The sequence below is a fragment of the Candidatus Kurthia intestinigallinarum genome, assembly GCF_003991225.1.
GTDB lineage: Bacteria > Bacillota > Bacilli > Bacillales_A > Planococcaceae > Kurthia > Kurthia populi.
Window position 1 is genome coordinate 46,283 of the sequence record NZ_JTFC01000042.1, and the last position, 23,685, is coordinate 69,967.

The 23,685-nt window shown below is 37.4% G+C and carries 30 protein-coding genes and 1 tRNA gene; 18 read left to right on the top strand and 13 right to left on the bottom strand.

From position 1 onward, the window contains the following. Positions 1-190: 190 nt before the first annotated feature. Both QI30_RS16685 and QI30_RS16690 read right to left on the bottom strand, forming a co-directional pair. Positions 191-1,393: an MFS transporter gene (locus tag QI30_RS16685; protein WP_126991713.1), complete on the bottom strand. Its 1,203-nt coding sequence runs from the start codon at positions 1,391-1,393 to the stop codon at positions 191-193. Beyond that, entirely contained in the window at positions 1,393-1,830 is a 438-nt protein-coding gene (locus tag QI30_RS16690) for a MarR family winged helix-turn-helix transcriptional regulator (protein WP_126991714.1), read from the bottom strand. Before QI30_RS16690 ends, QI30_RS16685 begins: the two co-directional genes overlap by 1 nt. A gap of 117 nt (positions 1,831-1,947) precedes the next feature. Between QI30_RS16690 and QI30_RS16695 the strand changes: the two genes are divergently transcribed. The 5 genes from QI30_RS16695 (at position 1,948) to QI30_RS16715 (ending at position 5,925) form a co-directional block, all read left to right on the top strand. Further along, the gene (locus QI30_RS16695; protein ID WP_126991715.1) at positions 1,948-2,523 is read left to right on the top strand and encodes a transglutaminase-like domain-containing protein; all 576 of its coding nucleotides are present in this window, start codon (positions 1,948-1,950) and stop codon (positions 2,521-2,523) included. Positions 2,524-2,749: 226 nt separating this feature from the next. Then, positions 2,750-3,052, top strand: a complete 303-nt coding sequence (locus QI30_RS16700) for a metal-sensitive transcriptional regulator (RefSeq protein ID WP_126991716.1) — start codon at positions 2,750-2,752, stop codon at positions 3,050-3,052. 12 nt (positions 3,053-3,064) lie between these two features. Further along, positions 3,065-3,271 carry a copper chaperone CopZ gene (gene copZ, locus QI30_RS16705; protein ID WP_126991717.1) on the top strand — a complete coding sequence of 69 codons (207 nt, stop codon included), beginning with the start codon at positions 3,065-3,067 and terminating at the stop codon, positions 3,269-3,271. Positions 3,272-3,352: 81 nt separating this feature from the next. Beyond that, positions 3,353-5,755, top strand: a complete 2,403-nt coding sequence (locus QI30_RS16710) for a heavy metal translocating P-type ATPase (RefSeq protein ID WP_126991718.1) — start codon at positions 3,353-3,355, stop codon at positions 5,753-5,755. A 96-nt stretch (positions 5,756-5,851) separates the two neighbouring features. Further along, a tRNA-Arg gene (locus QI30_RS16715) sits at positions 5,852-5,925 on the top strand. A gap of 252 nt (positions 5,926-6,177) precedes the next feature. On the opposite strand, the gene QI30_RS16720 is transcribed toward QI30_RS16715, so the two are convergent. Together QI30_RS16720 and QI30_RS16725 are read right to left on the bottom strand one after the other, a co-directional pair. Then, complete coding sequence (locus QI30_RS16720) at positions 6,178-6,378, bottom strand: cold-shock protein (RefSeq protein ID WP_126991719.1); 201 nt, start codon at positions 6,376-6,378, stop codon at positions 6,178-6,180. Between the two features lie 207 nt (positions 6,379-6,585). Further along, positions 6,586-7,047 (bottom strand): CarD family transcriptional regulator, encoded by a 462-nt coding sequence (locus tag QI30_RS16725; RefSeq protein ID WP_126991720.1) that lies wholly within the window; start codon positions 7,045-7,047, stop codon positions 6,586-6,588. 363 nt (positions 7,048-7,410) lie between these two features. On the opposite strand from QI30_RS16725, the gene QI30_RS16730 reads away from it, so the two are divergent. Beyond that, on the top strand, positions 7,411-7,695 hold the full coding sequence (locus tag QI30_RS16730) for a hypothetical protein (RefSeq protein ID WP_126991721.1): 285 nt from the start codon (positions 7,411-7,413) through the stop codon (positions 7,693-7,695). A 52-nt stretch (positions 7,696-7,747) separates the two neighbouring features. Here the strand turns inward: QI30_RS16730 and QI30_RS16735 are convergent, their stop codons facing one another. Further along, entirely contained in the window at positions 7,748-8,002 is a 255-nt protein-coding gene (locus tag QI30_RS16735; RefSeq protein WP_126991722.1) for a hypothetical protein, read from the bottom strand. Positions 8,003-8,168: 166 nt separating this feature from the next. On the opposite strand from QI30_RS16735, the gene QI30_RS16740 reads away from it, so the two are divergent. Together QI30_RS16740 and QI30_RS16745 are read left to right on the top strand one after the other, a co-directional pair. After that, positions 8,169-8,456, top strand: coding sequence for a YjcQ family protein (locus QI30_RS16740; RefSeq protein ID WP_126991723.1), 288 nt, complete (start codon positions 8,169-8,171; stop codon positions 8,454-8,456). Between the two features lie 83 nt (positions 8,457-8,539). Beyond that, positions 8,540-9,229: a DNA alkylation repair protein gene (locus tag QI30_RS16745; protein WP_126991724.1), complete on the top strand. Its 690-nt coding sequence runs from the start codon at positions 8,540-8,542 to the stop codon at positions 9,227-9,229. Between the two features lie 40 nt (positions 9,230-9,269). Here the strand turns inward: QI30_RS16745 and QI30_RS16750 are convergent, their stop codons facing one another. Next, complete coding sequence (locus QI30_RS16750) at positions 9,270-9,527, bottom strand: hypothetical protein (RefSeq protein WP_126991725.1); 258 nt, start codon at positions 9,525-9,527, stop codon at positions 9,270-9,272. 149 nt (positions 9,528-9,676) lie between these two features. Here QI30_RS16750 and QI30_RS16755 point away from each other — a divergent pair, with 149 nt between their 5' ends. The 3 genes from QI30_RS16755 (at position 9,677) to QI30_RS21145 (ending at position 10,661) form a co-directional block, all read left to right on the top strand. Further along, positions 9,677-9,934, top strand: a complete 258-nt coding sequence (locus QI30_RS16755) for a hypothetical protein (RefSeq protein WP_126991726.1) — start codon at positions 9,677-9,679, stop codon at positions 9,932-9,934. A gap of 100 nt (positions 9,935-10,034) precedes the next feature. Continuing rightward, the gene (locus QI30_RS16760; protein ID WP_126991727.1) at positions 10,035-10,481 is read left to right on the top strand and encodes a stage III sporulation protein AH; all 447 of its coding nucleotides are present in this window, start codon (positions 10,035-10,037) and stop codon (positions 10,479-10,481) included. 57 nt (positions 10,482-10,538) lie between these two features. After that, positions 10,539-10,661 (top strand): hypothetical protein, encoded by a 123-nt coding sequence (locus QI30_RS21145; RefSeq protein ID WP_255411584.1) that lies wholly within the window; start codon positions 10,539-10,541, stop codon positions 10,659-10,661. Positions 10,662-10,903: 242 nt separating this feature from the next. Here QI30_RS21145 and QI30_RS16765 read toward each other — a convergent pair whose 3' ends face one another. Next, positions 10,904-11,119, bottom strand: a complete 216-nt coding sequence (locus QI30_RS16765; RefSeq protein ID WP_126991728.1) for a helix-turn-helix domain-containing protein — start codon at positions 11,117-11,119, stop codon at positions 10,904-10,906. Positions 11,120-11,216: 97 nt separating this feature from the next. On the opposite strand from QI30_RS16765, the gene QI30_RS16770 reads away from it, so the two are divergent. The 6 genes from QI30_RS16770 to QI30_RS16795 all read left to right on the top strand — a co-directional run bounded on the left by QI30_RS16770 (position 11,217) and on the right by QI30_RS16795 (position 14,573). Further along, the gene (locus QI30_RS16770; protein WP_126991729.1) at positions 11,217-11,495 is read left to right on the top strand and encodes a DUF3784 domain-containing protein; all 279 of its coding nucleotides are present in this window, start codon (positions 11,217-11,219) and stop codon (positions 11,493-11,495) included. A 44-nt stretch (positions 11,496-11,539) separates the two neighbouring features. Then, a complete protein-coding gene (locus QI30_RS16775) occupies positions 11,540-11,821 on the top strand; it encodes a hypothetical protein (protein ID WP_126991730.1) in 282 nt (93 codons plus the stop codon). Positions 11,822-11,948: 127 nt separating this feature from the next. Beyond that, entirely contained in the window at positions 11,949-12,401 is a 453-nt protein-coding gene (locus tag QI30_RS16780) for a LytTR family DNA-binding domain-containing protein (RefSeq protein WP_126991731.1), read from the top strand. Further along, positions 12,398-12,793: a DUF3021 domain-containing protein gene (locus tag QI30_RS16785; RefSeq protein ID WP_126991732.1), complete on the top strand. Its 396-nt coding sequence runs from the start codon at positions 12,398-12,400 to the stop codon at positions 12,791-12,793. Before QI30_RS16780 ends, QI30_RS16785 begins: the two co-directional genes overlap by 4 nt. 11 nt (positions 12,794-12,804) lie before the next feature. Next, positions 12,805-13,704: an ABC transporter ATP-binding protein gene (locus QI30_RS16790; RefSeq protein WP_126991733.1), complete on the top strand. Its 900-nt coding sequence runs from the start codon at positions 12,805-12,807 to the stop codon at positions 13,702-13,704. Next, entirely contained in the window at positions 13,701-14,573 is an 873-nt protein-coding gene (locus tag QI30_RS16795) for an ABC transporter permease (protein WP_126991734.1), read from the top strand. The genes QI30_RS16790 and QI30_RS16795 overlap by 4 nt, the downstream gene beginning before the upstream one ends. 106 nt (positions 14,574-14,679) lie before the next feature. Here the strand turns inward: QI30_RS16795 and QI30_RS16800 are convergent, their stop codons facing one another. Genes QI30_RS16800 through QI30_RS16820 form a run of 5 tightly spaced genes read right to left on the bottom strand, consistent with a single transcriptional unit; the run spans position 14,680 to position 21,918 of the window. Then, positions 14,680-15,966, bottom strand: coding sequence for a nucleotide sugar dehydrogenase (locus tag QI30_RS16800; protein WP_126991735.1), 1,287 nt, complete (start codon positions 15,964-15,966; stop codon positions 14,680-14,682). Positions 15,967-15,987: 21 nt separating this feature from the next. Beyond that, on the bottom strand, positions 15,988-16,947 hold the full coding sequence (locus QI30_RS16805) for a glycosyl hydrolase family 18 protein (RefSeq protein WP_126991736.1): 960 nt from the start codon (positions 16,945-16,947) through the stop codon (positions 15,988-15,990). 18 nt (positions 16,948-16,965) lie between these two features. Then, complete coding sequence (locus QI30_RS16810; RefSeq protein ID WP_126991737.1) at positions 16,966-18,696, bottom strand: polysaccharide deacetylase family protein; 1,731 nt, start codon at positions 18,694-18,696, stop codon at positions 16,966-16,968. Further along, positions 18,683-20,497, bottom strand: a complete 1,815-nt coding sequence (locus QI30_RS16815; protein ID WP_126991738.1) for a glycosyltransferase family 2 protein — start codon at positions 20,495-20,497, stop codon at positions 18,683-18,685. Before QI30_RS16815 ends, QI30_RS16810 begins: the two co-directional genes overlap by 14 nt. Then, positions 20,494-21,918 (bottom strand): polysaccharide deacetylase family protein, encoded by a 1,425-nt coding sequence (locus QI30_RS16820; protein ID WP_126991739.1) that lies wholly within the window; start codon positions 21,916-21,918, stop codon positions 20,494-20,496. Before QI30_RS16820 ends, QI30_RS16815 begins: the two co-directional genes overlap by 4 nt. Positions 21,919-22,469: 551 nt before the next feature. Between QI30_RS16820 and QI30_RS16825 the strand changes: the two genes are divergently transcribed. Next, positions 22,470-22,652, top strand: coding sequence for a hypothetical protein (locus tag QI30_RS16825; RefSeq protein WP_126991740.1), 183 nt, complete (start codon positions 22,470-22,472; stop codon positions 22,650-22,652). Between the two features lie 131 nt (positions 22,653-22,783). Here the strand turns inward: QI30_RS16825 and QI30_RS16830 are convergent, their stop codons facing one another. Beyond that, a complete protein-coding gene (locus QI30_RS16830; protein WP_126991741.1) occupies positions 22,784-23,656 on the bottom strand; it encodes a LysR family transcriptional regulator in 873 nt (290 codons plus the stop codon). Positions 23,657-23,685: the final 29 nt, after the last annotated feature.

Here is a 23,685-nt window from a genome sequence, read left to right on the forward strand (position 1 = left end):
ATATAGTAGAATTTTAATAAAGATAGATAATATGAAAAAGAGGTTGGGACAAAACACGTTATTTTCTTTTTTAGCGTTCGCAACGAAAAACCGGAACCGCGCCACCGCGCGATTCCGGTTTTTCTTATGCTCATAGGAGAGGTTGTTTTTATACGTATGTCCCAGCCTCTTTTTATTTTGATATGTTTAGTTAATGTGCTTGTGCTATTAATTCTTTATCTTTGCGACCATGCAGCAACATATACAGCACAAGTGTAACGAGAATTAATACTGCTAAGCCAATATACAATGTACCAAAGCCAACGATTGGTTCGACAAAACCAAGAATGTATGGTCCAAAGCCAAGGCCGGCATCGAGTGCGATAAAGAATGTTGAAGTTGCAAGTCCAGCGCGTGCACCTGGTGTTACTTTAAGTGCAATCGCCTGTGCACCAGACTGTAAGTTACCATAACCAGCCCCAATAATAACGGCGGCTAATAATAATAGAAATCCAGAATGTGTCACACTAAGAATGGCAAGTCCTGCTGCAAATAAAATGAAGCAAGGAACCATAATAGCATTTGAGCCTTTGGTGTCCATCAGGCGACCGCTAAATGGACGTGTAACTAAAATAGCTACAGCATAAACTAAGAAGAAGAAACTTGCCGCTGCTACTAAGTCACGCTCTTCTGCAAAGAAACTAATAAAGGATAAAATGGCGGCGTATCCAAGCGACATTAAAAACGTAATAATGGCAATTGGAATCGCATTAGGTTCAATATATTGTTTTAAACTGAATTTCACTTTAGGTGCATCAGCAGCTGATTGTAATACCGATGCTTTTTGTACACGAACTGTTAAACCAATAATAAAAGCAAGAGCTGCTAAAATAACGCAGAATAAGAAAATCGTATTATAGGACACAAGGCGCCCAAGCATAATGCCTAAAAAAGGACCGATAGCTGTACCAAGTGTTGTACTCATACTAAAGTAGCCAATGCCCTCCGCTTTACGTGCAGAAGGAATAATTTGTGCAATGATTGTGCTTGTGGCAGTAGAGGCAACACCCGCGGCAACGCCGTTTACTAAACGGAAAATAAGAAGCATCGTAATACCACCACTATGAACGAAATAAAGTGCTGTAGTGATAATAAATGCTGCTAAGCCAATCATCATAATTTTTCGTGCACCGACATTGTTAATGACGCGTCCTGCAAACAAACGGCCGACTAATGTCCCGACAATATAAATTCCTGTAGCAAGACCTGCTTGACTTGTGGTGGCATCATATTCATTTTTAGCGAATGATGCAATGGTCACCATTAGTAAATAGAAAATTAAAATGACGATGAAATTCATTAGTGAAACGATAATAAAATCCTTCGTCCATAGCTTGTCTTTTGTATGACTCACTATTTATCCCCGGCTCTCTTTATTAAATTTTGTTGAATTTGATTTAATGTCTCAATAAACATTTGTTGCTGTTCAGCATCAATACCTGTCATTGATTCCATTTCAAATCGGTCGACATATGTACGAACTTCAGCATACATCTTGCGCCCTTCATCTGTGATGAGTAATCGCTTTTTGCGCTTATCTTCATGAGAAGGCTCAACACGTGCATAGCCTATCGACACTAAGTTTTTCATAATACGTGTCACATTTGGTTTTTCAATCCCTAATAATTTAGCGATTTCGACGGATGTTAATTGATCATCCAGAATTAAATAATAAAGAACGGACCAATCTGAGCGATGAATGCCTTGTTGTTGTAAAATAGCATTTAATTGTGCCTCAAATGTGCGGTTCGTTAAAACAAGCTCATGATAGAGCGTCTGAAACATATGCATATTGTCACCTCATAAAAAAGTAGTTAACAAGATTAACTATTTTGTAGAACGTTTTTAATCATAAGAGATAAACCAATGTTTGTCAATACGCTATACTGACAAAAAGGGGGAAGTGAAATGAAAGAATTTTTAGAGGCAACAGCCATTATTGATTATGATGCACCTGTAATTCAGCAACTTGTAGCACAGTTATTTCATCAAGAGGATAGTGATGTTCAAAAAGCACAGAAGGCCTTTGTATATGTACGTGATAGCATTGCGCATACATGGGATATTCAATCGAATCGTGTCACTTGCTGCGCATCAGATGTTTTCATTTATAAGAAAGGCTTTTGCTATGCAAAATCACATTTACTAGCAGCGATACTACGTTCGCAAGGAATACCCACAGGCTTTTGCTATCAAAAATTACTGCTATTTGAAACACCGGAGCAGGGCTATTGTTTACATGGCCTAAATGCAATTTATTTAGAAAATCGCTGGATACGAGTTGATGCACGGGGGAATAAACAAGGTGTTGATGCACAGTTTTCACTTAAACGTGAGCAGTTGGCTTTTACTGTGAATTCAGCGCTTGGTGAATGGGATGATAAAACAGTTTATGCAGAGCCAAATGAGGGAGTAATTCGAGCATTAAGTAAAAACAAGGATGCTAAAAAATTGTATGTATCTGGATTACCGGTGAATTTATAAATACTATACAGGGGTATATAAAGTAATAATTATAAAAATATAAAGTTATAAAAAATTGTTTTTTTAGCATTTATATTATTTTTTATAGATAAATTATAATATTTTTTAATATACCTATATAAGGTATAGATATATTGATTGAAAAATTATAAAATCTTAATAATTTACATACCCCCTTTAGGTATGGTAGACTGAAGGTGTAAATAACAGAAGGAGGATGAGGCGCATGGAACCTGAAATGATATCATGTCGAAAAAGCCACCATCCGGAAAAAGTAAAAAAAGATTTAACGGTCCGCTTGAATCGTGCGGAAGGTCAAATCAGAGGAATCAAACGCATGATTGAAGAAGATACGTATTGTGATGATGTAATAACACAACTTGCAGCAACCCAATCAGCTTTAAACAGTGTGGCTAAAATTTTACTCGAAGGTCATTTAAAAGGTTGTGTGGTTGATCGCTTAAATGAAGGCGATGACGAAGTATTGGATGAGTTACTCGTAACATTCCAAAAATTAATGCGAAAATAGGAGGCAATTCAAATGGAAAATGTAACATTAAATGTACAAGGTATGTCATGTGGACATTGCGTGAAAGCAGTAGAAAGTAGCGTAGGGGAATTAAACGGTGTAGATTCAGTAAACGTTAATTTAGAAGCGGGTCAAGTAGCTATCGCATTTGATTCAGCAACCGTTACATTAGATACAATTAAAGAAACAATCGACGACCAAGGTTATGATGTTGTTTAAATAAGATAGGAGAGTGGAATGTCCTCTCCTTTTTATTTTCAAAATTATATACCCCTTATAGGTATGAGGAAGGTGGAAGAAATGACACAACAACTAAAAGAAAGTAATCTTCAAATATCAGGTATGACGTGTGCAGCCTGTGCTACGCGGATTGAAAAAGGTTTAAAAAAATTAGATGGTGTGGAAGATGCAAATGTAAATCTAGCGATTGAACGTTCAACCGTCCATTATGATCCAGAGAAAATAACAGAAGAAGATTTTGAAAAGAAAATTGAAGCGCTTGGCTATGGTGTTGTTAAAGAAAAACAAGAGTTTGATATTACCGGCATGACATGTGCAGCTTGCTCGGCACGTATCGAAAAGGTACTAAATAAAATGGATGGTATATCAGTAGCAAATGCCAATTTGGCACTTGAACGGGCAACGGTAGAGTTTAATCCAAGTAAAGTGTCTACTGCAGATATTATTGCGCGCGTTGAAAAAATTGGTTACGGTGCGCATAAACACCAAGATGAGGCAGCTGTTGATTACCGAGAGCAAGCAATTAAAAAGCAACAATGGAAATTTATCGCGGCAGCAATACTATCATTACCACTTCTTTGGACGATGGTAGGGCATTTCTCCTTTACACAATGGATGTACGTACCTGATTTATTTATGAATCCGTGGTTTCAATTTGCGTTAGCAACCATTGTTCAATTTGCGATAGGCTATCAATTTTATGTAGGGGCATATAAAGCACTTCGAAATGGTAGTGCGAATATGGATGTCTTAGTTGTACTTGGGACATCTGCTGCATATTTCTATAGTGTTTATGAGGTGTTAACGATGCATGGAAATCATATGCCGCATTTGTATTTTGAAACGAGTGCAGTATTAATTACATTAATTCTGCTTGGTAAATTATTTGAAGCAAAGGCAAAAGGTCGCTCATCTGAAGCAATCAAAAAATTGATGGGACTACAAGCGAAAACAGCGATTGTTGTCCGACAAGGCGAAGAACTTGAGATTCCATTAGAAGAAGTTGTTGTTGGCGATACAATTATCGTGCGACCAGGTGAAAAAATTCCTGTAGATGGGCAGGTGCTCGAGGGACATACAACGATTGATGAATCGATGTTAACAGGTGAAAGTATGCCAGTTGATAAAACACAGGGCGACGAGTTATTTGGCGCCACAATTAATAAAAATGGTGCGATTAAAATGACCGCAACGAAAGTTGGACGTGATACAGCACTCGCACAAATTATTAAAGTCGTTGAAGATGCACAAGGTACAAAAGCACCAATCCAACGTCTAGCTGATAAAATTTCAGGTATTTTTGTACCGATTGTTGTCGGCATTGCGATTATCACCTTTATCGTATGGTATTTCTTTGTACAGCCAGGTGATTTTGTGCAAGCATTAGAAGTATTAATTGCGGTACTTGTTATTGCTTGTCCATGTGCACTCGGTCTAGCAACACCAACATCGATTATGGCTGGTTCTGGACGTGCTGCTGAATATGGTATTTTATTCAAAGGTGGCGAATATCTCGAGCAAACGGGAGCGATTGATACGGTCGTCGTTGATAAAACGGGTACTGTCACAAATGGGGAGCCAGTTTTAACAGATGTGGTGACAACATTACCTGAAGCAGAATTTTTAGCATATGTGGCAAGTGCCGAACGAAAGTCAGAGCATCCTTTAGCACAAGCCATTGTGAATGGTGTGAAGGAGCGCGGCATCTCGTTATATGAGCCGCAATATTTTGAAGCGGTACCAGGATACGGTGTGCAATCAACAATTAATGCGAAAGCGACGGTTGTTGGGACAGTTAAATTAATGGAGCAGTACGGCATTGATGTATCATTCGCACTTTCGCAAAAGCAAGCGTTTGAAAAGCAAGGGAAGACGGCTATGCTTGTGGCAATTGATGGTGAATATGCTGGCTTAATTGCTGTAGCAGATACTATAAAAGATACGTCAAAAGAAGCAGTAGCGCGATTACATCAAATGGGTCTTGATGTGATTATGATGACAGGTGATAATGAAGCAACTGCACAAGCGATTGCGGGTGAGGTTGGTATTAAGCAAGTAATTGCAGGTATTTTACCAGAAGGCAAAGCAAATGAAATTGAAAAATTACAACAGCAAGGCAAAAAAGTAGCGATGGTAGGCGATGGTATCAATGACGCGCCGGCCCTTGCAACGGCAACGATTGGTATGGCGATTGGTACAGGAACAGATATTGCAATGGAAGCGGCCGATATTACATTAATTCGCGGGGATCTAAATAGTATTGCAGATGCCATCTTGATGAGTAAAAAAACAATGACAAACATCAAACAAAATTTATTTTGGGCATTTGGCTATAATACATTAGGTATTCCAATTGCGGCACTTGGATTATTAGCACCATGGGTAGCAGGTGCGGCAATGGCATTTAGTTCTGTATCGGTTGTATTAAATGCACTGAGATTACAGCGTGTGAAATTAAAATAATGAAATAAAAACAGAAATTGTGTTGACGATTTCTGTTTTTTTTGCATGGCTTTTTATTTTTGTGAAATAATGCTATAATAGAAGACGTAATTTTACGTCCTTGTAGCTCAGTAGGATAGAGCAACTCCCTCCTAAGGAGTAGGTCGCAAGTTCGATTCTTGTCAAGGACATTCCAAATCAAATAAGACATTACTATATGAAGCACTTTCAATTTTTTCTATATTACAGGTTGTGTACCGTAATAATGAATAGAATGAGTTGAAGGTGTTTTTTTGACGAGGAAAAAGAGTAGGCTGATAGTAAAGAAGTTAGGTAGCTTATATCTTTTAAATGTTTTTTGCTAGTAGTACTATATTTCACGATAAAGTTATATAAAAAAAGCACCCTGTAAACAGGATGCTTTTGAAATCGTTAACTAAAAATTAAAGTTTTACGATGTTAGCAGCTTGAGGTCCGCGTTGGCCTTCTTCTACTTCGAATTCTACTTTTTGACCTTCTTCTAAAGATTTGAAACCTTCGCCTTGGATAGCTGAGAAGTGAGCGAATACGTCAGAACCGCCTTCAACTTCGATGAAACCGAAACCTTTGTCTGCGTTAAACCATTTTACTGTACCTTGTGTCATTTAAATGACCTCCATTTAATTATATTTAATAAGATTATAATTCCTCAAAAAGAAAAAATTCACATATTACAAAAAATACTAAATCAATCACTAGTACGCTTTGTAATAGGTGAATTAATTATTATCTTGTAAATTTCTTATTAAATATAGTATAAAGGAAAATATTACATTTGTCTACTATATTAATACATCTATAAAAAAATTAAATTAACTAAAAATATTTAGTTGATCTTCTGTAATGCCTTTGATTAATTTTAGTTCACTACGTAAAAATTTCTGTGCATGATCTAGCATTTCTTTTTCACTTGTATTTAATGCTTTTTCTTTTTTTAAACGGCTTAAGTCGCGTACAACTTCAGCACAATCTTGCATACTACCAGTTTTTACTTTAGTTGTATTTAATGTATAGCGTTGTTTCCATGGTAGTACTTCTTCAGACTGCTCGTGCTGAAATACTTGGATAATATGATTTAATTCTACAATATCTGTAACGGGACGGATATTTGAACTTAGTATTTTATCTTTAGGTATTGTAATTTGCATATTACTGATAGCCATTTCAATAACATAATATAATTGTTTTTGTCCTGATATTTCTTTTTCTTCTACTGCTTTTATTGTACCCGCACCTTGCATTGGATAAATGATGTTTTCACCAATTTGAAACATCGAATCCACCTCCGTTTATAGTCATCTATTTCATAATAACATTTAAACGTAACTTTATCAAATTTTTAATGATAGCATAAAGTTATTTTTCGTGTCAAATTATTTCTATTAAAAAATCATTGATAATAATATGGATAGAAAAAATAAGACAATTATAATAATAATTTATTAAAAATAACCTCTTATATTTTAAAATAATGCGACTTTAGAATGTATGTTCAGCGTTGTACAAATGACAGGAATTTGTTATATTCAATACAAAGTGAATACGTTGGTTTTAAAAAATATTGAATTTAGTTTATAGGTAAGTAAATAGGGTATATGGGATTGTTGGAATAGAGAAAATCAGAGGGTGAAGCTACGATGGAATTTAGTGCAAATGATGTTTATTTAACGTGCGTATTACAAAATTATGAAAATGCAATCAATCTACATATGAAGCGCTTGTCTGATTATGAGCAAAGCATTGCAGGCTATGAGCAAGATTTAAAAGAATTTAGTCTTGAAGAGCAACAAATGAATGCGGAAGCAAAAACCATTTATATTGAGTTGCAACTGTTATTAGAAGAGATGCGTGTAGATGCGGCGACATTAAAGCGTCATATTAATGAATGCCAGCAAAAGATTGAGCGTTTGAAACAAATATAATGATGAAAAGCAGGTAACATGTGGGGGCATGTTACTTGCTTTTTTCATACGATTAAATCGAACCGATAGATAAACCAATAATGAAATACAATGTTGTAATAAATCCAGCAAAGAGTAACCATAAAACTAAAAACGAACGCTTGCCTTTAATAAATACGTAAAGACTAATGCCGAAAGCTAAAAATGAAGCAGTAATACCCCAAAAATCCCACATATAGCCATTCGGTATGAGATAAAGGCTTTGTGTTAAAAAGAATAGTAGAAATAAGCTATGATAACAAAAAATACCCCATAGTAATCCATTCATAGACCCTGCCCCTTCTGTTTTCACTATATAAAAGAAGCATAAATGTGTCAAAAATGTGTACATATTGGTTTTAGATTTATTTGTTTTGGGAAAAGATAAACAAAGCCGAGATATGAAATGATTCGTATACCCGACTTAAATGAGTAATTGGTATGGAGGGATTTTTATGAATTTAGAACGTTTACAATATAGTTTTATTAAAGAATTAGAGCGCAAAAACACAAAAATTTGTGCTGCTGATTATGGTGTTGACGTTGCAAAATTTCAACATTTTGTATATCAGCTACAAAAAGATGGCTATATTAGCAACGTACATTTAGCTCCAGAGGGTGGCTTAGATTTGAAAAAAGCAGAAATTACTTATACGGGAATGAAATACTTAGCAGAGCATTTTGAGTGGATTATGCCGTATCGTGATGCGGTTGACCGAAAAGTTTGGATTGCACAATCATAATTATAGATTATTCACGCGGTGCAACGAGCATCGCGTTTTTTTTAGTTTCACCGTATAATGAATGGACGAAGGAGAGATGAACGATGTCGATTCATGAACGTCTAAAGGCAGTGCAAGAGCCATCTTACCGAGAATTTACAAAAAAATTAATTCCGAATGAGCCAGATATTTTAGGCGTGCGTATTCCTGTGCTTCGCCAGCTAGCAAAAGAAATTATAAAAGATGAGCCACTTACTTTTTTAGCAGAAGTAGAAAATCGCTATTTTGAAGAAACACAGCTAGAAGGCTTTGTTATTGGCATGATGAAAATGCCTGCAGAGGAACGTATTCCTTATGTGGAGGCATTTATTCCAAAAATCCGCAATTGGTCGGTATGTGATGGCTTTTGCTCGGCACTAAAAGATGCAAAAAAAAATCAAGCGCTTTACTGGCCACTTGTGGAAAAGTATGCCGCAAGTGATAAAGCGTATGATCAACGTTTTGCAGCGGTGATGATGCTCAACTATTATATTAATGACGACTACACCGAAAAAAGTTTAGCACTATTAGATACGCTGAAGCATGATGATTATTATGTTCGTATGGGTGTCGCATGGTCAGTGTCCATGTTCTTTATTCGAAAACCGATTGAAACGATGCCATATTTACAGCAGAATACATTGGATGACTGGACGTATAATAAGGCTTTATCGAAAATTACAGAGTCGCTTCGTGTATCGAAGGAAACGAAAGATCGTATTCGCGCAATGAAGCGTAAAAAGAAAGTGTATTAAAAAGAACCTCTTCTGTGTAATGGAAGAGGTTCTTTTTTAGTTAAAAATCAATCGTCATATGGACACGAACAACTGATAAAATACCACATACTGCGACTGGAAATCCACAAAATAAAAGCGGAAATAGCGAGGGAATAAAAAAGCTAAGAAGCATACAGACAATCCCTGCTGTAAAATAGCTAATCGCAATACCCATTGTCATACGCTTGTTCATACGGTTCTGTAGGCGTCGTCCGATATAAAGAAAAAATGCGATACCGATGAAGAGACCAATCATCGTAAGAAAAAATTCAACCAAGATGTCGCCTCCTTTGCAGCATATTCCTTCTAAGTCTATCATGTTAGAAATGGTGATGCTTACTGATAAAGAAATTCTTTTAAAGAATAGTATGAAAAGGATTACAAATGGTAGAAAACGGTTATTTATTATGAAAGGGGTGATGTTCAATGAATATGCAAGAGCTTGATGTGCAATTAAAGCGAGGTCGCGAAATTGGCTTCATATTCCAAAATGCACATTATTATATTGCGCAGCGGAATGGTGGCTTTGTACTTGTAGAAATCGTTGGCACACAGGAAATTGACCGTTCGATGCGCACGTCGAATTGTGAAGCGTTTATACGCGATACCGAAATTATGGGCTTACCATTATCGACTATTTTTTCAAGTTGTCATGAGGATGTAAAACAGCTGACGATTTATTAGCCAGCTGCTTTTTTAGGTCCATTGCTCGGTAGTTTTTCGCTGTATAATATTTTATAATTGTAATTATTAAAATTTTCAGTCAAGTGGAAGGGTGAATAACATGGAATTTGAATTGCATAATGATGTGACGGGTGACGCATATCAATCATTTATTGAAGCGGCATGTAAAAAAAGTGCGAAATTTCACTTAGTCATTCGTAAAGAAGTTGCGGTAGCGCAGTCTGCTAAAGCAATTTTAAAAAAATTAGAGCCATCATTGATTCAGAAAGTCGAAAAATCAGAATGGGCGAGCACTATTCTAGATGGCGAAACAGCATATGTATATTATTATCATACTGATGATGCCGCGAAGAAAGTGTTACAGCAAGCCGTATCCTCACTTTATGCATGGCAGCAACCAAACTTTCCTGAAGATTTATCTTTTTTCCGTGACAACGGGGCAGACTGGCTTGCAACATCAAGTCGTGAACAGAATTGTCATTTGACGTTAGAACCGCAAGAAGCAAAAGAATTGCTAGATAAGGTAGCAACATTGCAATTCGATTAGGGAGCAGTCACGCATTGGCGTGGCTTTTTTTAGTGGTGAAAAGCGGGTAAAAAAGTAGTGACGTATCAAGTTGCAAAAGGCGAAGAGAACGATACATTTACATTATATGTTGACAAGAGTTTAATTCATATTCAAATTGAACAAGAAAATCGAACAATAGGGTCATTTGAATTTAAATAAATTCAACGTTTTATTATTTTAGATAATGAAATCAACAAAAAGCGTTTTGCATTCGAAGTTATTCATGGAGACCCTGTGCAATTACTAGAATTAAAATGGAAACCATATTTCAGTGTTATTTTAAAAGAAAAATTGCCTATCGAATCGTTTGTGGTATAGAAGTTTACGGCAAGGAGGAAAATAGTGTGCCATGCAATACCTAACAGCGTCGACCGTATGGGAGGAGCGTTGTTTTGGGGTGCTTAAAAATCTGTGTCGTCTGGTACATAGTGTAATAAATCACCTGGCTGACAGTCGAGTGCCTGACAGAGTGCGATTAATGTTGAAAAACGAATCGCTTTCGCTTTACCTGTTTTTAAATGGGATAGATTAGCGTTTGTCATGCCGATAATTTGTGCTAAATCTTGTGATTTCAATTGTTTTTTTGCTAACTGTTTTTCGAGTTCTATGTGAATCATATGATACCATCCTTATATAGGGGAAGCCCGTTTATTTCTTTTAATCCCATTATTTTCTAACTTTGTTTTATAATAAGTGTAACAGTGAGGTGAGGATATGACAATTGAGTTACTCGTATTTGGTGTAGTAATGATTGTGTGTGGCTATTTAATCGGTGTGAAAAAGCTTTGGCAGCTACTAGCAGGTGTGCAAGTTAAGCGCGCAAAGAATCCAGAAAAGACAGCTAACTTTCTAGCAACGCTGATGTTAATTGTCGGTGCTTTCGTCGTTACAATGGGGGTAGTTGGTATTACACCTGCAGAGATGGTTTTGACACCAGTCGTTTTTGTGCTATTACTTGCGGTGCTTTACGTCAATGTGAAGATGATGCGTTGAACAAATTTAAATGGGGTATCAAATAGCAAAGGGGGCGATGCTTTGTGGCAAATGGGCTCTATGTCTATACACTTAGCGTGCTTGGCTTAATGTTCGCGTTTACAAATATGTATTTGATGAATAAGATGACAGGCTCCTCAGCAGAGATCGTAACGTCGATGCTAACTTTGCTAACCTTTGCGACGTTTATCGGTGTTTGTGGACTACTCATTTATTGTCGTGCGAAACAGTTGATGACTACGGGAGAAATGATTGGCTACTCGGTGCTGACACTTGTGACGGGCGTAATATCTGGTTTTATTACATTGTTTGCGCAACTTTACTAAATAAGGTTGCGTTTTTTTGTGCCACTTAATTAAAAAAAGTGACGTGTTAGGTTAGAAAAACGACCACATACAATGGATTTTAGAAATAGGAGAAAGAAGGGAGTTATAGTAGATGCAGGAGGATGATATGAACATTCATTTACACATTGAACCCGCGCACGAGGGGTTAGATGTCCATGTTTATACCGCGCAATATGACGAGCGTGTCGAAATGTTAATGAAGGGCTTAAAGCAACAGCGTGCGACGACTGTTGTTGGGTATATAGAGGAGGATATTCACCTCATTAAAATTGAGGAGGTATTTTCTATCTTTGTAGAAGAAGCGAAAGTTTTTATTCAAACAGAGGAAGAAGAATATCGTGCGAAGCTGAAATTGTATGAGCTAGAGGAGCAATTTGAAAAACAATTGATTCGTGTGAATAAATCGACACTTGTTCAAATTAATCATATTCAATCACTGCAGTTAAAAGCATTAGGGACGACGCAAGTAGTGTTATCAAATGGTGTGGAAATTCCGATTAGTCGCAAATTTCTAAAGCCGCTCAAGGAAAAACTAGGTATAGGGAGGGGCGCACAATGAGATTTTTATTAAATGCGATTACAGGTGCAATGATTGGCATGACGATTTGTACGATTATTATCGCGCTAACGACAACTGGGAGTATCTCTATTGAAAATTTACGTCAACAATTACTCATCTCCTCGATGATGGGTGCCTTTATTGGCTTGTTTACACATATTTTTACGATGGAACGTTTCCCAATGATTGTTGCACTAATCCTTCATTTTATAGCGACCTATATGAGCGTATTAGTTGCTGGTTATATTGGTCATTGGTATGTGTTTACTTGGCTATCTTTCGGCTTTTTAACATTCTATTTTGTCGTTATTTATAGCTTGATTTGGCTATTCCAATATCAATCCTTGAAGCGACAAGTGTATGAGGTGAATGAATTCATCCGTAAAAAATAGGAGGTATGTTTATGAATGCGATTGAAGTGACGAATTTAGTGAAAACGTACAACGACAAAGTCGCGGTTAACGATATTTCATTTACGGTAGAAGAAGGCTCTTTTTTCGCTTTTTTAGGAGCAAATGGTGCGGGAAAATCGACGACAATTGAAATTTTATGTACATTACGCCAGGCGACAACTGGTGAAGTAATGGTTGCAGGTCAATCTCTTGGTACATTGAAAGGAAATGAGCATATTCGCCGTTCTATTGGCATTGTGTTTCAACAAAATTTGCTGGATGACTATTTAACAGTATATGAAAACATTCGTCACCGAGGTCGCTTTTATCAACAATCGAAAAAGGAATTTGAAGCAAATTATGCATTCGTGAATCATTATTTAAAGCTAGATGATATTGCACATAAGCGTTATGAGAAGTTATCAGGTGGGCAACGTCGTCGTGCAGATATTGCGCGTGCATTGATTCATCGACCACATATTTTATTTTTAGATGAGCCAACAACCGGCTTAGATCCGCAAACGCGTCGCTTCGTTTGGAATGCGGTACGAACACTTTGTCAGGAAACGAATATGACGATTTTTTTAACGACACATTATATGGAAGAAGCGGCGGTGGCTGATAAAATTATCATTATGAAAGAAGGCACTATTGTTGCAGAGGGCTCACCAGAAAGCTTAAAGGCAGCCTATGCAGCGGATGAATTAATTATTGTATTAAAAGAGGATGCCGAACTGCCCGCAGAGCTACATGCTACAAAAATAGGAGAACGCTATCATTTTCAACTTGAGGATACACGAGATGCCCTGCCACTGCTACTGAAGTTGCGCCCATATATCGCATCTTTTGAGGTTATTAAAGGATCGCTTGACGATGTCTTTATTCGCCTGAATGAGGAGAGACGCGTATGAGTGCTTTAGCAAACTTTGTTATTCGTAACAATAAGATGTTTTTCCGCAACCGGATGCAAGTTTTTTTCTCTGTGCTATCGATTATTATTTTAATTGGACTGTATGCGATTTTTTTGCAGAAGCTACAAGTAGATTCTATTGCTGAAATGGCGAAGCAAAATGCGGCGATTAAAACACTTGTGAATGAATGGATGATTGCGGGCGTATTATCGATTATTCCTGTCACATCGACACTTGGGGCATATAGTTTATATGTTCAAGATAACGAGCGCAAAATATTATATGATTTTTTGACGACGCCGATGTCACGTCATACGATTCAGTTTAGCTATATGTTAAGTGCTTTCCAAATTGGACTGTTCATGACATTGATTGCTTTTATTGGCTGTGAAATTTTTCTCGTAGCTACTGGTGGTGAATGGCTAAGTTTCACGAGCTTGTTAAAAGTATTAGGTGTTCTTGTATTAGCAGTCTTTTTGAGCAGTGTTATGATGTTTTTCTTCACATTAATTATTAAAAATTCGGGTACATTTTCGGCCTTTACATCAATTGTTAGTACAATGATTGGCTTTTTGTGTGGCGTGTATGTGCCAATGGGTGTGCTACCCGTCTTTGTACAAAAAGTGGTTGAAATTTTCCCGATTAGTCATACGACAGTGTTACTGCGTCAATTGTTTATGGAGCCAACATTGCCAACGGTCTTTGGTAATATGACGGCGAACAAGGAGTCGTATATGCTCGCCTTTGGTGGACAATATAAGGTCAATGGCGCTATTCTAACAATGGCACAAAGTACAGGGTATGTCATCTTCGCAATCGTCGTTTTTACGCTCATTTCCCTCGTGATTTATCGCTTGAAAAACAAATAGCATTGCAACAACAGCTTTCATCACGTATAATGAAGGCAATTCTATAAAATGTTCTTATATACCAGACATTTAAAACGACTTCTCAAAAGAGAAGTCGTTTTTTTGTTTATAAGCTCCAAACATCAAAATCTTGGACAGTTAAATCGTGCCGATTATATAAATGTTTTAAATCAAATAAGAGCTTACTGTCTGCTGAAAAATGGGTGTGTAATGTCTCTACTGGGAAGGCTTCTAAGAACACATCATGTTTCACCGCAACGATAAGCGCATCTAATTTTTGGAGGTCGTCGAATGAACAAAGCTCAATGCCGTATTCACATACGGTTTCTTTTGCATCGGCATACGGATCATAAATGTGTAAATCGAAACCATATTGCTGTAGCTCTGTAATAATATCGATGACTTTCGAATTGCGCGTATCGGGACAATTTTCTTTAAACGTAACGCCCAGTACCCCCACCTTACGCGTCGTTTTTTGCGGGTATTTTGTGAAGAATTGCTTGGTGAAATTTTCGACAATGTAATGGGCGAGGCCGTCGTTGACTTGACGTCCTGCGGCGATAATTTTTGATTTGCATCCGAGTACTTCTGCTTTGTAGAGAAAATAATATGGATCGACACCGATGCAGTGCCCTCCTACAAGCCCTGGTGTAAAGGGCAGGAAATTCCACTTCGTTCCAGCCGCTTCGAGCACTTCATTTGTATCGATATTCATTTTATTGAAAATCATCGATAATTCATTCATAAAAGCGATGTTAATATCACGCTGTGCATTTTCAATGATTTTGGCTGCCTCTGCTACACGAATCGACGGCGCAATATGAAGACCTGCATCAATAATGGAACCGTAAATCTCTTGTAACACAGTGAGTGCTGCTTCATCAGAAGCGGAAACAATTTTTAAAATGGTTCGTAAGCTATTATTTTTGTCACCAGGATTGATACGTTCTGGCGAATAACCAACTGCAAAGTCCTGTTCAAACTGTAAATTTGATTGTGCTTCTAAAATAGGTACACAAATTTCTTCTGTTGTACCAGGGTAAACCGTCGATTCAAAAACGACAATATCCCCCTTACATAAGTGACGACTAATGATTTCACAAGCGCCAATGAGTGGCTCAAGATTAGGTGTTTTATCTAAATGAATCGGTGTAGGAACCGTCACGATATACATATTACAAGAAGTTAATAATGTTTCGTCATATGTGAATTGTACAGCAGCTGCTTGAAGTTTTTCATTCCCGATTTCTTTTGTAGGATCGATGCCTTCTTTGTAAAGAGCGATTTTTTCACGTTGGATATCAAAGCCTATTACATCATAAGCATGTGATAATTCAACAGCCAGTGGCAATCCGACATATCCTAAACCAACTATGGCAATTTTGTGTGGCATTCTCTACACCTCCATTAATAATTAGTCGTCTTTGAGCATTGTTAGCGTTTTTTCAGCTATACCGCCTGCACGCCAATAGGCAAAATACGTATAGTTCTTTTTCTGCATATAATCACGCCATTGTTTAAGTGTTTCTGTGTCGCTGTACCATACTTCACTACCATCTTCATTTGTAAATGACATGGCGGCACTCGCTGAATCACGTTTTGCTTTAGATGTATCAAGTGCTGCGATCTCTTTATCCGTTAAACTTTTTACACCATCTTGTGTGAAAAGGAAGCCACCAAGTGAAAAGGCGATGGTGATGTTTTTTGCGTCATTTGGAAACCGTTTTGCGAGTGTATCTAAAAACTCAAAATTTGCTTTTGGACCGGCATCATTATGCGGACCATGAAGATTATAGGCCATAATAATAAATTGGGTATTGGCCGGTAGAGGCGCCTTAAATGTTGGCTCAATGACGACACGTAAGGCTATTTCTTCATCATCTAGTTGCTGCTGTAAGTCTTTTATAAATTGAAGATACTGTGCTTCTTTGTCGGCTGGAATATTTTCATAATCTAGTTCGAGCCCATCGACCTGTGCTTGTTTTGTTAGATGAATGAGCTGTTGCTGATGCCTTTTTGGGTTATCCAAAATGCTATTGATGACTGCAATGGATTTTAATTTTTTTTTGCCTTGAATTTGATCATTCACAACGGTTAAATAACGTTTTGCATGTAAATGCTTTGAATCCATAATTAATTTTTTAGAAGAAGCCGGTAGGAAACTAGTATGTTCTTTATTGTAATAGATACCGAATAATGACACGCTGCCGAGCGCATCTCCTAGCTTTTGTGCATCTTGAAGTCCGGCTTCTGGCTGCCAATCAACAAGCCACATACTAGAAGAAGCTGTTGACTTAGTGGCTTTGTTTTGGCTATAAAGATAGAAGCCTAGCAGCATGATGATAATTAAAGTGGCTACAAATAATTTCTTCATCCTGTTGCTACACCTCCATTAAAATGTTTGAATAAAGAAATCGACAACATTATCATATTGTTTTTTCGTACTATCACGAACACGTTCAGCGACAGAAGCGCGTGTTGAGTATAAAATTTCACGGTTTTTGGAAACGATTACATCTTCAAAAAAGGCATCGTAGCGTGTATCTGTATATTGTTCTTTCTCGCTATCACTTGTTAAGTGCTCTCCAGATAATGTGAGCGCAAAATCAGCTAATTCTTTTGGTAACTTAGCTTCGTAATGTTTGCCATCGACCGTAATTAAAAGCTTGTTTTTCACTGCCTGAACGCGTACATAGCGATCATTCATTATATTATTTGGATACGTCTCGGAATTGACACGAGAACCTTGCTGCGTTTCAAGATACGTATAATTGGTTGCTTTACCAAAGGCGTAATTTTCATTTTTCCAATCAATTTCTGGTAAGTTGATTTTTTGAAGCTGGCTTTTTTTGTAGCCATTTTCTGTTGCAATGAGTAGTTTATTTTTTTGTAAGCTAATTTTAGCTTTTACTACACCGTCGGATAATGTCATGCTTTGTGTGCCCATAATAGCCCCATTAAAATCTGCTTCGACAATCGACTGTGCGGGCCATTTTTTCGTTAATGTTGCGGAAACTTCTTTACTCGCCTCAGAGGTTAAAATAATTTGTTGTTTTGTAAATTCACCATAACCTTGTTCGACAATCCAATCATTTGCAAGCTTTTTGTTCCCAGTGACCATTTTAATGTCCAAATCAGATTCATCTTTCATTTTTAATAGCATGTGGTTTGTTGACCAGAATGGTGCAATTTGAAGGCGATTTAGATTGTAAATATTTTGTTCGGCGTCGTTATAGCTTTGATGGTTTGTATTGAAATGTAGGGAGAAGAGATGTTGAATATTACGTTCATTCACCTTCTCAACACTGTCATCCATCATATTGTACATAGCATTTGAGTGCATAATGGCATAGGCTTTTGGTAGCGCGCCACCATCTTGCGTATAGAGCTTTTTCATCTTTGTATACTCATTTGTCAAACGTATGTCCATTTCTTCATTTGTTTCTTTTGGAATCATATACTCATCGCGTAAATAATCCATTAAAAAGTGGTTGTAGTATTCGATTTTTGTTTTATCTGTAACATTCTTTTCAGCAATCTCACCGAGGTAGTCACCATTTGGAGCATAGGCATTAATGTACGAAAGGTGATTACCATTTGTGCCATGCTCCCAGTAGCCACTGTCAACCATCGCTTGAATATCTTTTGTTGTTAGAAATTTATTGTCCTTACTTTGCATATTATCGGCATACGTAAACATCGTTGCTTTGAAATTTAACTCTTCGAGGGTAGCTTGTGAGAAAATACTTGAATCGGTACGCCCATCTTCAAACGATAAGAACAGCGCTTTTTCAGGAAGCGGTGTTCCTTTGTTATAAAAATCAATAATTTGTTGCTGTGAAATTGTAGTGAAGCCTTGTTCCTTTAATATGCTAAGCTGCTTGTTTAATTGTTCGCGTCCAATATGTTTTGTTGAGCCGCTACGATCTACACCAAAGTACGAGATAGCAACAAAGCCTTTTGCATCATTTGCAGCTGCTTTTGGTTCTTCATAATGATAAAGAAAGAACACCGATTTGATGACAAAAAAGCCAGCAGCAATAATCGCAATGACTTCTAAAATTGTACGGATGACCTTATGACGATTTTTTGCTTTGACATTTAATTCTTTATTTTTCGCCATCTAGACGACCTCCTCGCTTTAGTGCCGCACGACGCATTTTTCGTTCTTCTTTTAAACGACGTTCCTCTAAATCTTGTGGGGTATCGCGCGTTCCCCATGTAGATTTCCAGAAAGTAAACCAAGCAATTGGCATTTGCCAAAGTAGTACGAACTCATAAAATAATACGAATGTTAAACCATGTAGCCAAAGTGTACTTTTACGGAATAACAGATGGGCAAAGCTTAGGAGTAGTGCCATAACTGTGAGTCCCACAACGAAAGTAGTAGGGAAAACCTGGTGTGCAATTGGGACATAAATTAAATTGTAGACAACGACAATAGGTGCCGCAATCGGGACAATCAAGCCGACGATAAAGAACAGGAACATGAGCGGCTCTTTTTTCCACATAAACGTTAGTGCGCGTAGCGATTCACGTAGCCAAGAACGTTTCCAGCGCATTTGTTGCTTTAAAAATACATTAAATTGAGATGGCACAATTGTTGAACAAATCGCCGCATCTTGATAAGCAGTACGATGTGTTTTTAAAATATAGTTTGTCATACTGCGATCATCGCCAAAGGTAGCGGGGTGGCCTAAAAATTTTTGCTTTAACCAAGCCTCCTGGTGCTTCTCAATTAAATCTTTACGATAGCAGGATAGAGGGCCTGAGAGACATGTAACGACATCGAAATATGACTCGGCCGCTTTCATAATGCGGAAAGCGATGTAGTAACGCACGGTTTGTAGCTTTGTCATCGTATTTGTATATTTATTTTCGACTTCTGTACGACCAGAAACGCCACCCATTTTAGGGTCTTGGAATGGCTGTACGATATTACGAATGGCATTTGGTTCTAAAAAGCTATCTGAATCGACGAAAACAATCAGTTCATGCTTTGCTTTTTCAACGCCGGCAACGAGTGCTTCGCGTTTGCCACTATTTTGCGCTAGACGAATCAATTGTAGACGTTCTGCAATTTGAAAGCGCTCACCGTCTCTTGCTAATTCTTGAATCGTGCGCTGAGCATTACGGAATGTCTCATCTGTCGAGCAGTCATCAACAACGATAATTTCTAATTTATCAATCGGATAATCCTGGTCGACACATGTAGTAATTGTGCGGTGAATCCACTGTTCCTCATTAAAGGCTGGAATAATAATGGTGACACCCGGTTCATAATGTGGATTGATGGGAACATTTCGGTAAAAGAGCCCAAATACATAACGACTTAATAAAAACGTTGCAGCAATTAAACTATATAAATAAAGGAATTTATTGAATTTAAAATACAATACACTTTCCGTACGCATTAGGAGCACGATGACAGCACAGAATAGTAAAAATAAACTTGCAGCAAAAAAGGATAATCCCCAGCGTCTTTTTTTCATGTAACGGTTCAGTGGCTGTTCAAATTCAAAAGCTTGGTAGTAGTCGCCATCTTCCTCGTAAGCACGAATAGGTGTAGCCCGGATGCTTACACGTGCCTCGTAACCCTCTGGCATAACGCCACCATCTATTTTAAATTTCAGGGTTACTGTTTGTTCAGTATGAATGGGCTCATCTGAACGTACAAGCATGCCTTTATTAGAAATGTCTAAACAAGTGACGGTTTGGGCCGCTTCTTTTGTAGAGAGTAGTTTTACTGGAAAATTGCTAACATAACGTTGACCTTGTTGGCGCTGTACGTATTGCTCATTTGCGTCTAAATCATTTGCTGAAATACCACGTCGGTCGACTTGATGGCGTATTTGATGTGGGTCTGGAATATTAGATAATTTACGTCGGTCTTTTTTCACCAATGTTAATACTTCTTGTATCATCTATCGTCACCTTCATTCGTGTAATAGTCATAGTCTTCTAACATATCCGAGACTAAACGGAATTGATAGCCTCGTTCTTCGTAAGTCTCTAAAATTGTTGGTAACACAGTTAAGATATGGGAGTCGTCTAGAATATGCATGCCAAGAATACTACCTGGCTGCCCTTTATCGAGTACCTTATTTAATACTTTTTTTGATGAACGCGTCATGTCCCAGTCAAAAGATGCGACATCATATAAAATAATGTAATCCATACCCGTTGCAGTAATCGCCTGTGCACTTTTATTGTCGATTGAGCCATAAGGTGGACGATACATACGATTTCCTGGCTTTTGAATTGCATAAGAGATGGCTTTGTCAGTTTTTATAACGGATTCTTGTAAGCGTTTAGGCGTAAGGGTAGTGGAATCGTCATGGGCATAAGAGTGATTTGCTACTTCATGTCCTTGGTCCACAATTTGTTTAGCAAGTTGCGGCGAAGTATGAACACCGTTTCCAATTAAGAAAAAGGTCGCTTTTACGTGATGCTCTCGTAAAATATTGAGCACCTTTGTAAGGGTTTCCTCACTGCTCCAGTCATCAAATGTAATCGCGAGCTCTTTTTTGCCATTTGTTTTGAAGCGTTTGACAATGTTGGGCTGAACATCTTTATAATCTTCTGCATAATCTAAATTGTTTGTTTTATAGTTGTCGGTTAAATACGCATGCTTCATCGCTTCTTTAATGGTGGTCATTTCATAGCCTTGTTTGGCGAACATTTTTTTAAGCATCGGTATGGCATGAATGACCTCATCATTTAAATACGTATTCAGTTCAAGAATCGAGCCGCTTTTTGCCCAGCGCTTCGCATATTTTGTGATTTCTTCAGCGCTTTGCATGTCACCGTCTTTTGGATTGATATTATTCGTAACAACTTGCATGCCGAGTTCAGCAGCTGCTTGTTCGAAATTGCTACTTGAATCTCCAGAACGAGAACGAACTAAATTTGGTTCGATACCTAATTTATCCTTCATTACTTTATTAGCAAGGGAAATTTCTAAGTACGCTTCTTCATAAGTTAATTTCTCAGGCATGACAAAGTTTAACGTGTTATTTTCCACATCATGACCATCTGCTAAAATTCGTTTCACAAGATCAGGGCGTTCAGCAACTTCAATACCAGGAATAAAGAAAGTTGCTGTTATATTATTCGCTTTTAATTCAGTGAGTAATTGGTCCATTTTGCCATCATCTGCAAGTCCATTAAATGTAAGTGCGATGAGTTTTTCAGGTATTTTTACTTGTGAAATAGGTTCTACAGATTTTTTTGAAGGTGTTGGAATCATTATTTTTTCATGTGCTTTTGTTACGGGTTGTGCCTCTTCTCCCGCACATCCTGCTAGTAACATGCAAGAGAGAAGAGTATAGCTTAATTTTTTCATGTGCTCACCGTCCTTGTCTGCTTTTTACTATAAATGCCCCAAAAAAAATAAAATAACCTAGTTCATAAAGTCTATTTTTATATCTATTTAACTATTGTGAAATTAAATTTAACTTATTTTTAATATTGATATAATCAAAAAGATATACTTAAGGTTAAAAAGAAGTTAAAAACAATGAGGAAAGACATGTTTTTGATATTCGGGATTTTCTAGCAATTATTTTACAAAAAAGAGGTTTGTTTCGATAAAAAGTGATAGGAGAGAATGTTATGGTCATTCATTCAATTTTTGTGGAACAAGCGATGCTTGCTGTAATGAAAAAATACATTAATCCCCAGACAAAAAGTCAAACGTTTTCAGCTATTGTCTATAATCTTAGGCAAAAGCAAATGTACAACACGTTGTCGTCCTCCGTTTTATAAAAAGGTGCAACAATAGATAAGCGTGTACAGACAATCTATGCAAAATTTACGGCGGACAAAGCATTAACTGCAAGCAAGATTGTATATTTACGTTTCCATACACTAGATAAAATGATTGAGGTTGAAAAAATGATGCGAAAGCGACGTATGATGGAAATAATGATGCGGATGGCGCGTACAAAATCGGATGTGGATATGACGGTTATGCATTTATTATCAACGATTTCAAAAAGTTCGTTGTCATCAGTCGAAAAGAAAGTTCTGATGAATCATTTGAAAGATGTACAAAAACAGGATGAAAAAAACAAATAATCCGCTTGCTGAGCGTAGTTCTAAACGTATCGAAAAGCGTCAATCTTATGCGGATGTTTTACGTGCTTATCGGTAATAAAAGATGAAAAAGACACCTCCAAATTTTTGGAGGTGTCTTTTTAATGCAGAAGCTATTTTTGGTCGACATATTGTTGTAAGTAGGAAATAAAGCGTTTTGTAGCGGGTGCAATCGTTTTAAAGGAAGGTGCTGCAATGCCGATTGTACGGTATTCCTCAGGCTCTAATTTAATAATATGAATATTTTCAGGGATACGGAACATCGCTAATTCTGAAAGCACACTAATGCCCATACCATGCGATACCATTGAAAAAATGGCTTGGTCATCTGCTAGTTCAAAGCGGACATTGGGGATGATTTGTTGTTGCTTTAAAATCCGTCGTAAATCGTTGTCACTACCCTTTTTTGCACGTATAAATGGCTGTTCTTTAATATCAGCCCATGTGACGGCATCAAGTTTTGTAAACGGATGATGCTCTTCCACAAAACAGACCATGCGATCTTTTTTAAGCGGAATAACATCCAATTGATAGGAAGTAGGGAGTGATACAAAACCGAAATCGACATAGCCATTCGCAATCCACGACTCAATGGCGTCATAATCTCCCTCGTAGAGTTGAATATCAATATTAGGGTAGAGTTCGGTGAACTGCTGTAAGATTTCTGGTAGCCACTGCGAAGATACACTTGAAAAAGTCCCGATGCGTACTTCACCAACGATAAGGCCGTTAATGTTGGCGATTTCTTGTACCATTTCTTTTTGTGTTTTGAGCATGGCTTGCATATAGCTAAGCATACGCTCGCCGTTTGTTGTTAAATGAATACCCGCACGGCCGCGAGTTAATAACGAAAAGCCGTATTCCTTTTCTAAACTAGAGACAGCATGGCTAACGGCAGACTGCGTAAGTCCAAGTTTGTCGCCAGCTTTTGCAAAGCTTCCTAACTCAATAATTGTGCTAATAATTTCAAATTTTGCTAGAGACATGACCATTTCTCCTTACGTGAATTTTTTTC

Bases quoted from the DNA above. Each gene is read 5' to 3' on its own strand.
- QI30_RS16690 (WP_126991714.1), bottom strand. From the start codon at position 1,830: ATGCATATGTTTCAGACGCTCTATCATGAGCTTGTTTTAACGAACCGC.
- QI30_RS16695 (WP_126991715.1), top strand. From the start codon at position 1,948: ATGAAAGAATTTTTAGAGGCAACAGCCATTATTGATTATGATGCACCT.
- QI30_RS16700 (WP_126991716.1), top strand. From the start codon at position 2,750: ATGGAACCTGAAATGATATCATGTCGAAAAAGCCACCATCCGGAAAAA.
- copZ (WP_126991717.1), top strand. From the start codon at position 3,065: ATGGAAAATGTAACATTAAATGTACAAGGTATGTCATGTGGACATTGC.
- QI30_RS16710 (WP_126991718.1), top strand. From the start codon at position 3,353: ATGACACAACAACTAAAAGAAAGTAATCTTCAAATATCAGGTATGACG.
- QI30_RS16720 (WP_126991719.1), bottom strand. From the start codon at position 6,378: ATGACACAAGGTACAGTAAAATGGTTTAACGCAGACAAAGGTTTCGGT.
- QI30_RS16725 (WP_126991720.1), bottom strand. From the start codon at position 7,047: ATGTTTCAAATTGGTGAAAACATCATTTATCCAATGCAAGGTGCGGGT.
- QI30_RS16730 (WP_126991721.1), top strand. From the start codon at position 7,411: ATGGAATTTAGTGCAAATGATGTTTATTTAACGTGCGTATTACAAAAT.
- QI30_RS16735 (WP_126991722.1), bottom strand. From the start codon at position 8,002: ATGAATGGATTACTATGGGGTATTTTTTGTTATCATAGCTTATTTCTA.
- QI30_RS16740 (WP_126991723.1), top strand. From the start codon at position 8,169: ATGAATTTAGAACGTTTACAATATAGTTTTATTAAAGAATTAGAGCGC.
- QI30_RS16745 (WP_126991724.1), top strand. From the start codon at position 8,540: ATGTCGATTCATGAACGTCTAAAGGCAGTGCAAGAGCCATCTTACCGA.
- QI30_RS16755 (WP_126991726.1), top strand. From the start codon at position 9,677: ATGAATATGCAAGAGCTTGATGTGCAATTAAAGCGAGGTCGCGAAATT.
- QI30_RS16760 (WP_126991727.1), top strand. From the start codon at position 10,035: ATGGAATTTGAATTGCATAATGATGTGACGGGTGACGCATATCAATCA.
- QI30_RS16765 (WP_126991728.1), bottom strand. From the start codon at position 11,119: ATGATTCACATAGAACTCGAAAAACAGTTAGCAAAAAAACAATTGAAA.
- QI30_RS16770 (WP_126991729.1), top strand. From the start codon at position 11,217: ATGACAATTGAGTTACTCGTATTTGGTGTAGTAATGATTGTGTGTGGC.
- QI30_RS16780 (WP_126991731.1), top strand. From the start codon at position 11,949: ATGAACATTCATTTACACATTGAACCCGCGCACGAGGGGTTAGATGTC.
- QI30_RS16785 (WP_126991732.1), top strand. From the start codon at position 12,398: ATGAGATTTTTATTAAATGCGATTACAGGTGCAATGATTGGCATGACG.
- QI30_RS16790 (WP_126991733.1), top strand. From the start codon at position 12,805: ATGAATGCGATTGAAGTGACGAATTTAGTGAAAACGTACAACGACAAA.
- QI30_RS16795 (WP_126991734.1), top strand. From the start codon at position 13,701: ATGAGTGCTTTAGCAAACTTTGTTATTCGTAACAATAAGATGTTTTTC.
- QI30_RS16800 (WP_126991735.1), bottom strand. From the start codon at position 15,966: ATGCCACACAAAATTGCCATAGTTGGTTTAGGATATGTCGGATTGCCA.
- QI30_RS16805 (WP_126991736.1), bottom strand. From the start codon at position 16,947: ATGAAGAAATTATTTGTAGCCACTTTAATTATCATCATGCTGCTAGGC.
- QI30_RS16810 (WP_126991737.1), bottom strand. From the start codon at position 18,696: ATGGCGAAAAATAAAGAATTAAATGTCAAAGCAAAAAATCGTCATAAG.
- QI30_RS16815 (WP_126991738.1), bottom strand. From the start codon at position 20,497: ATGATACAAGAAGTATTAACATTGGTGAAAAAAGACCGACGTAAATTA.
- QI30_RS16820 (WP_126991739.1), bottom strand. From the start codon at position 21,918: ATGAAAAAATTAAGCTATACTCTTCTCTCTTGCATGTTACTAGCAGGA.
- QI30_RS16825 (WP_126991740.1), top strand. From the start codon at position 22,470: ATGATGCGAAAGCGACGTATGATGGAAATAATGATGCGGATGGCGCGT.
- QI30_RS16830 (WP_126991741.1), bottom strand. From the start codon at position 23,656: ATGTCTCTAGCAAAATTTGAAATTATTAGCACAATTATTGAGTTAGGA.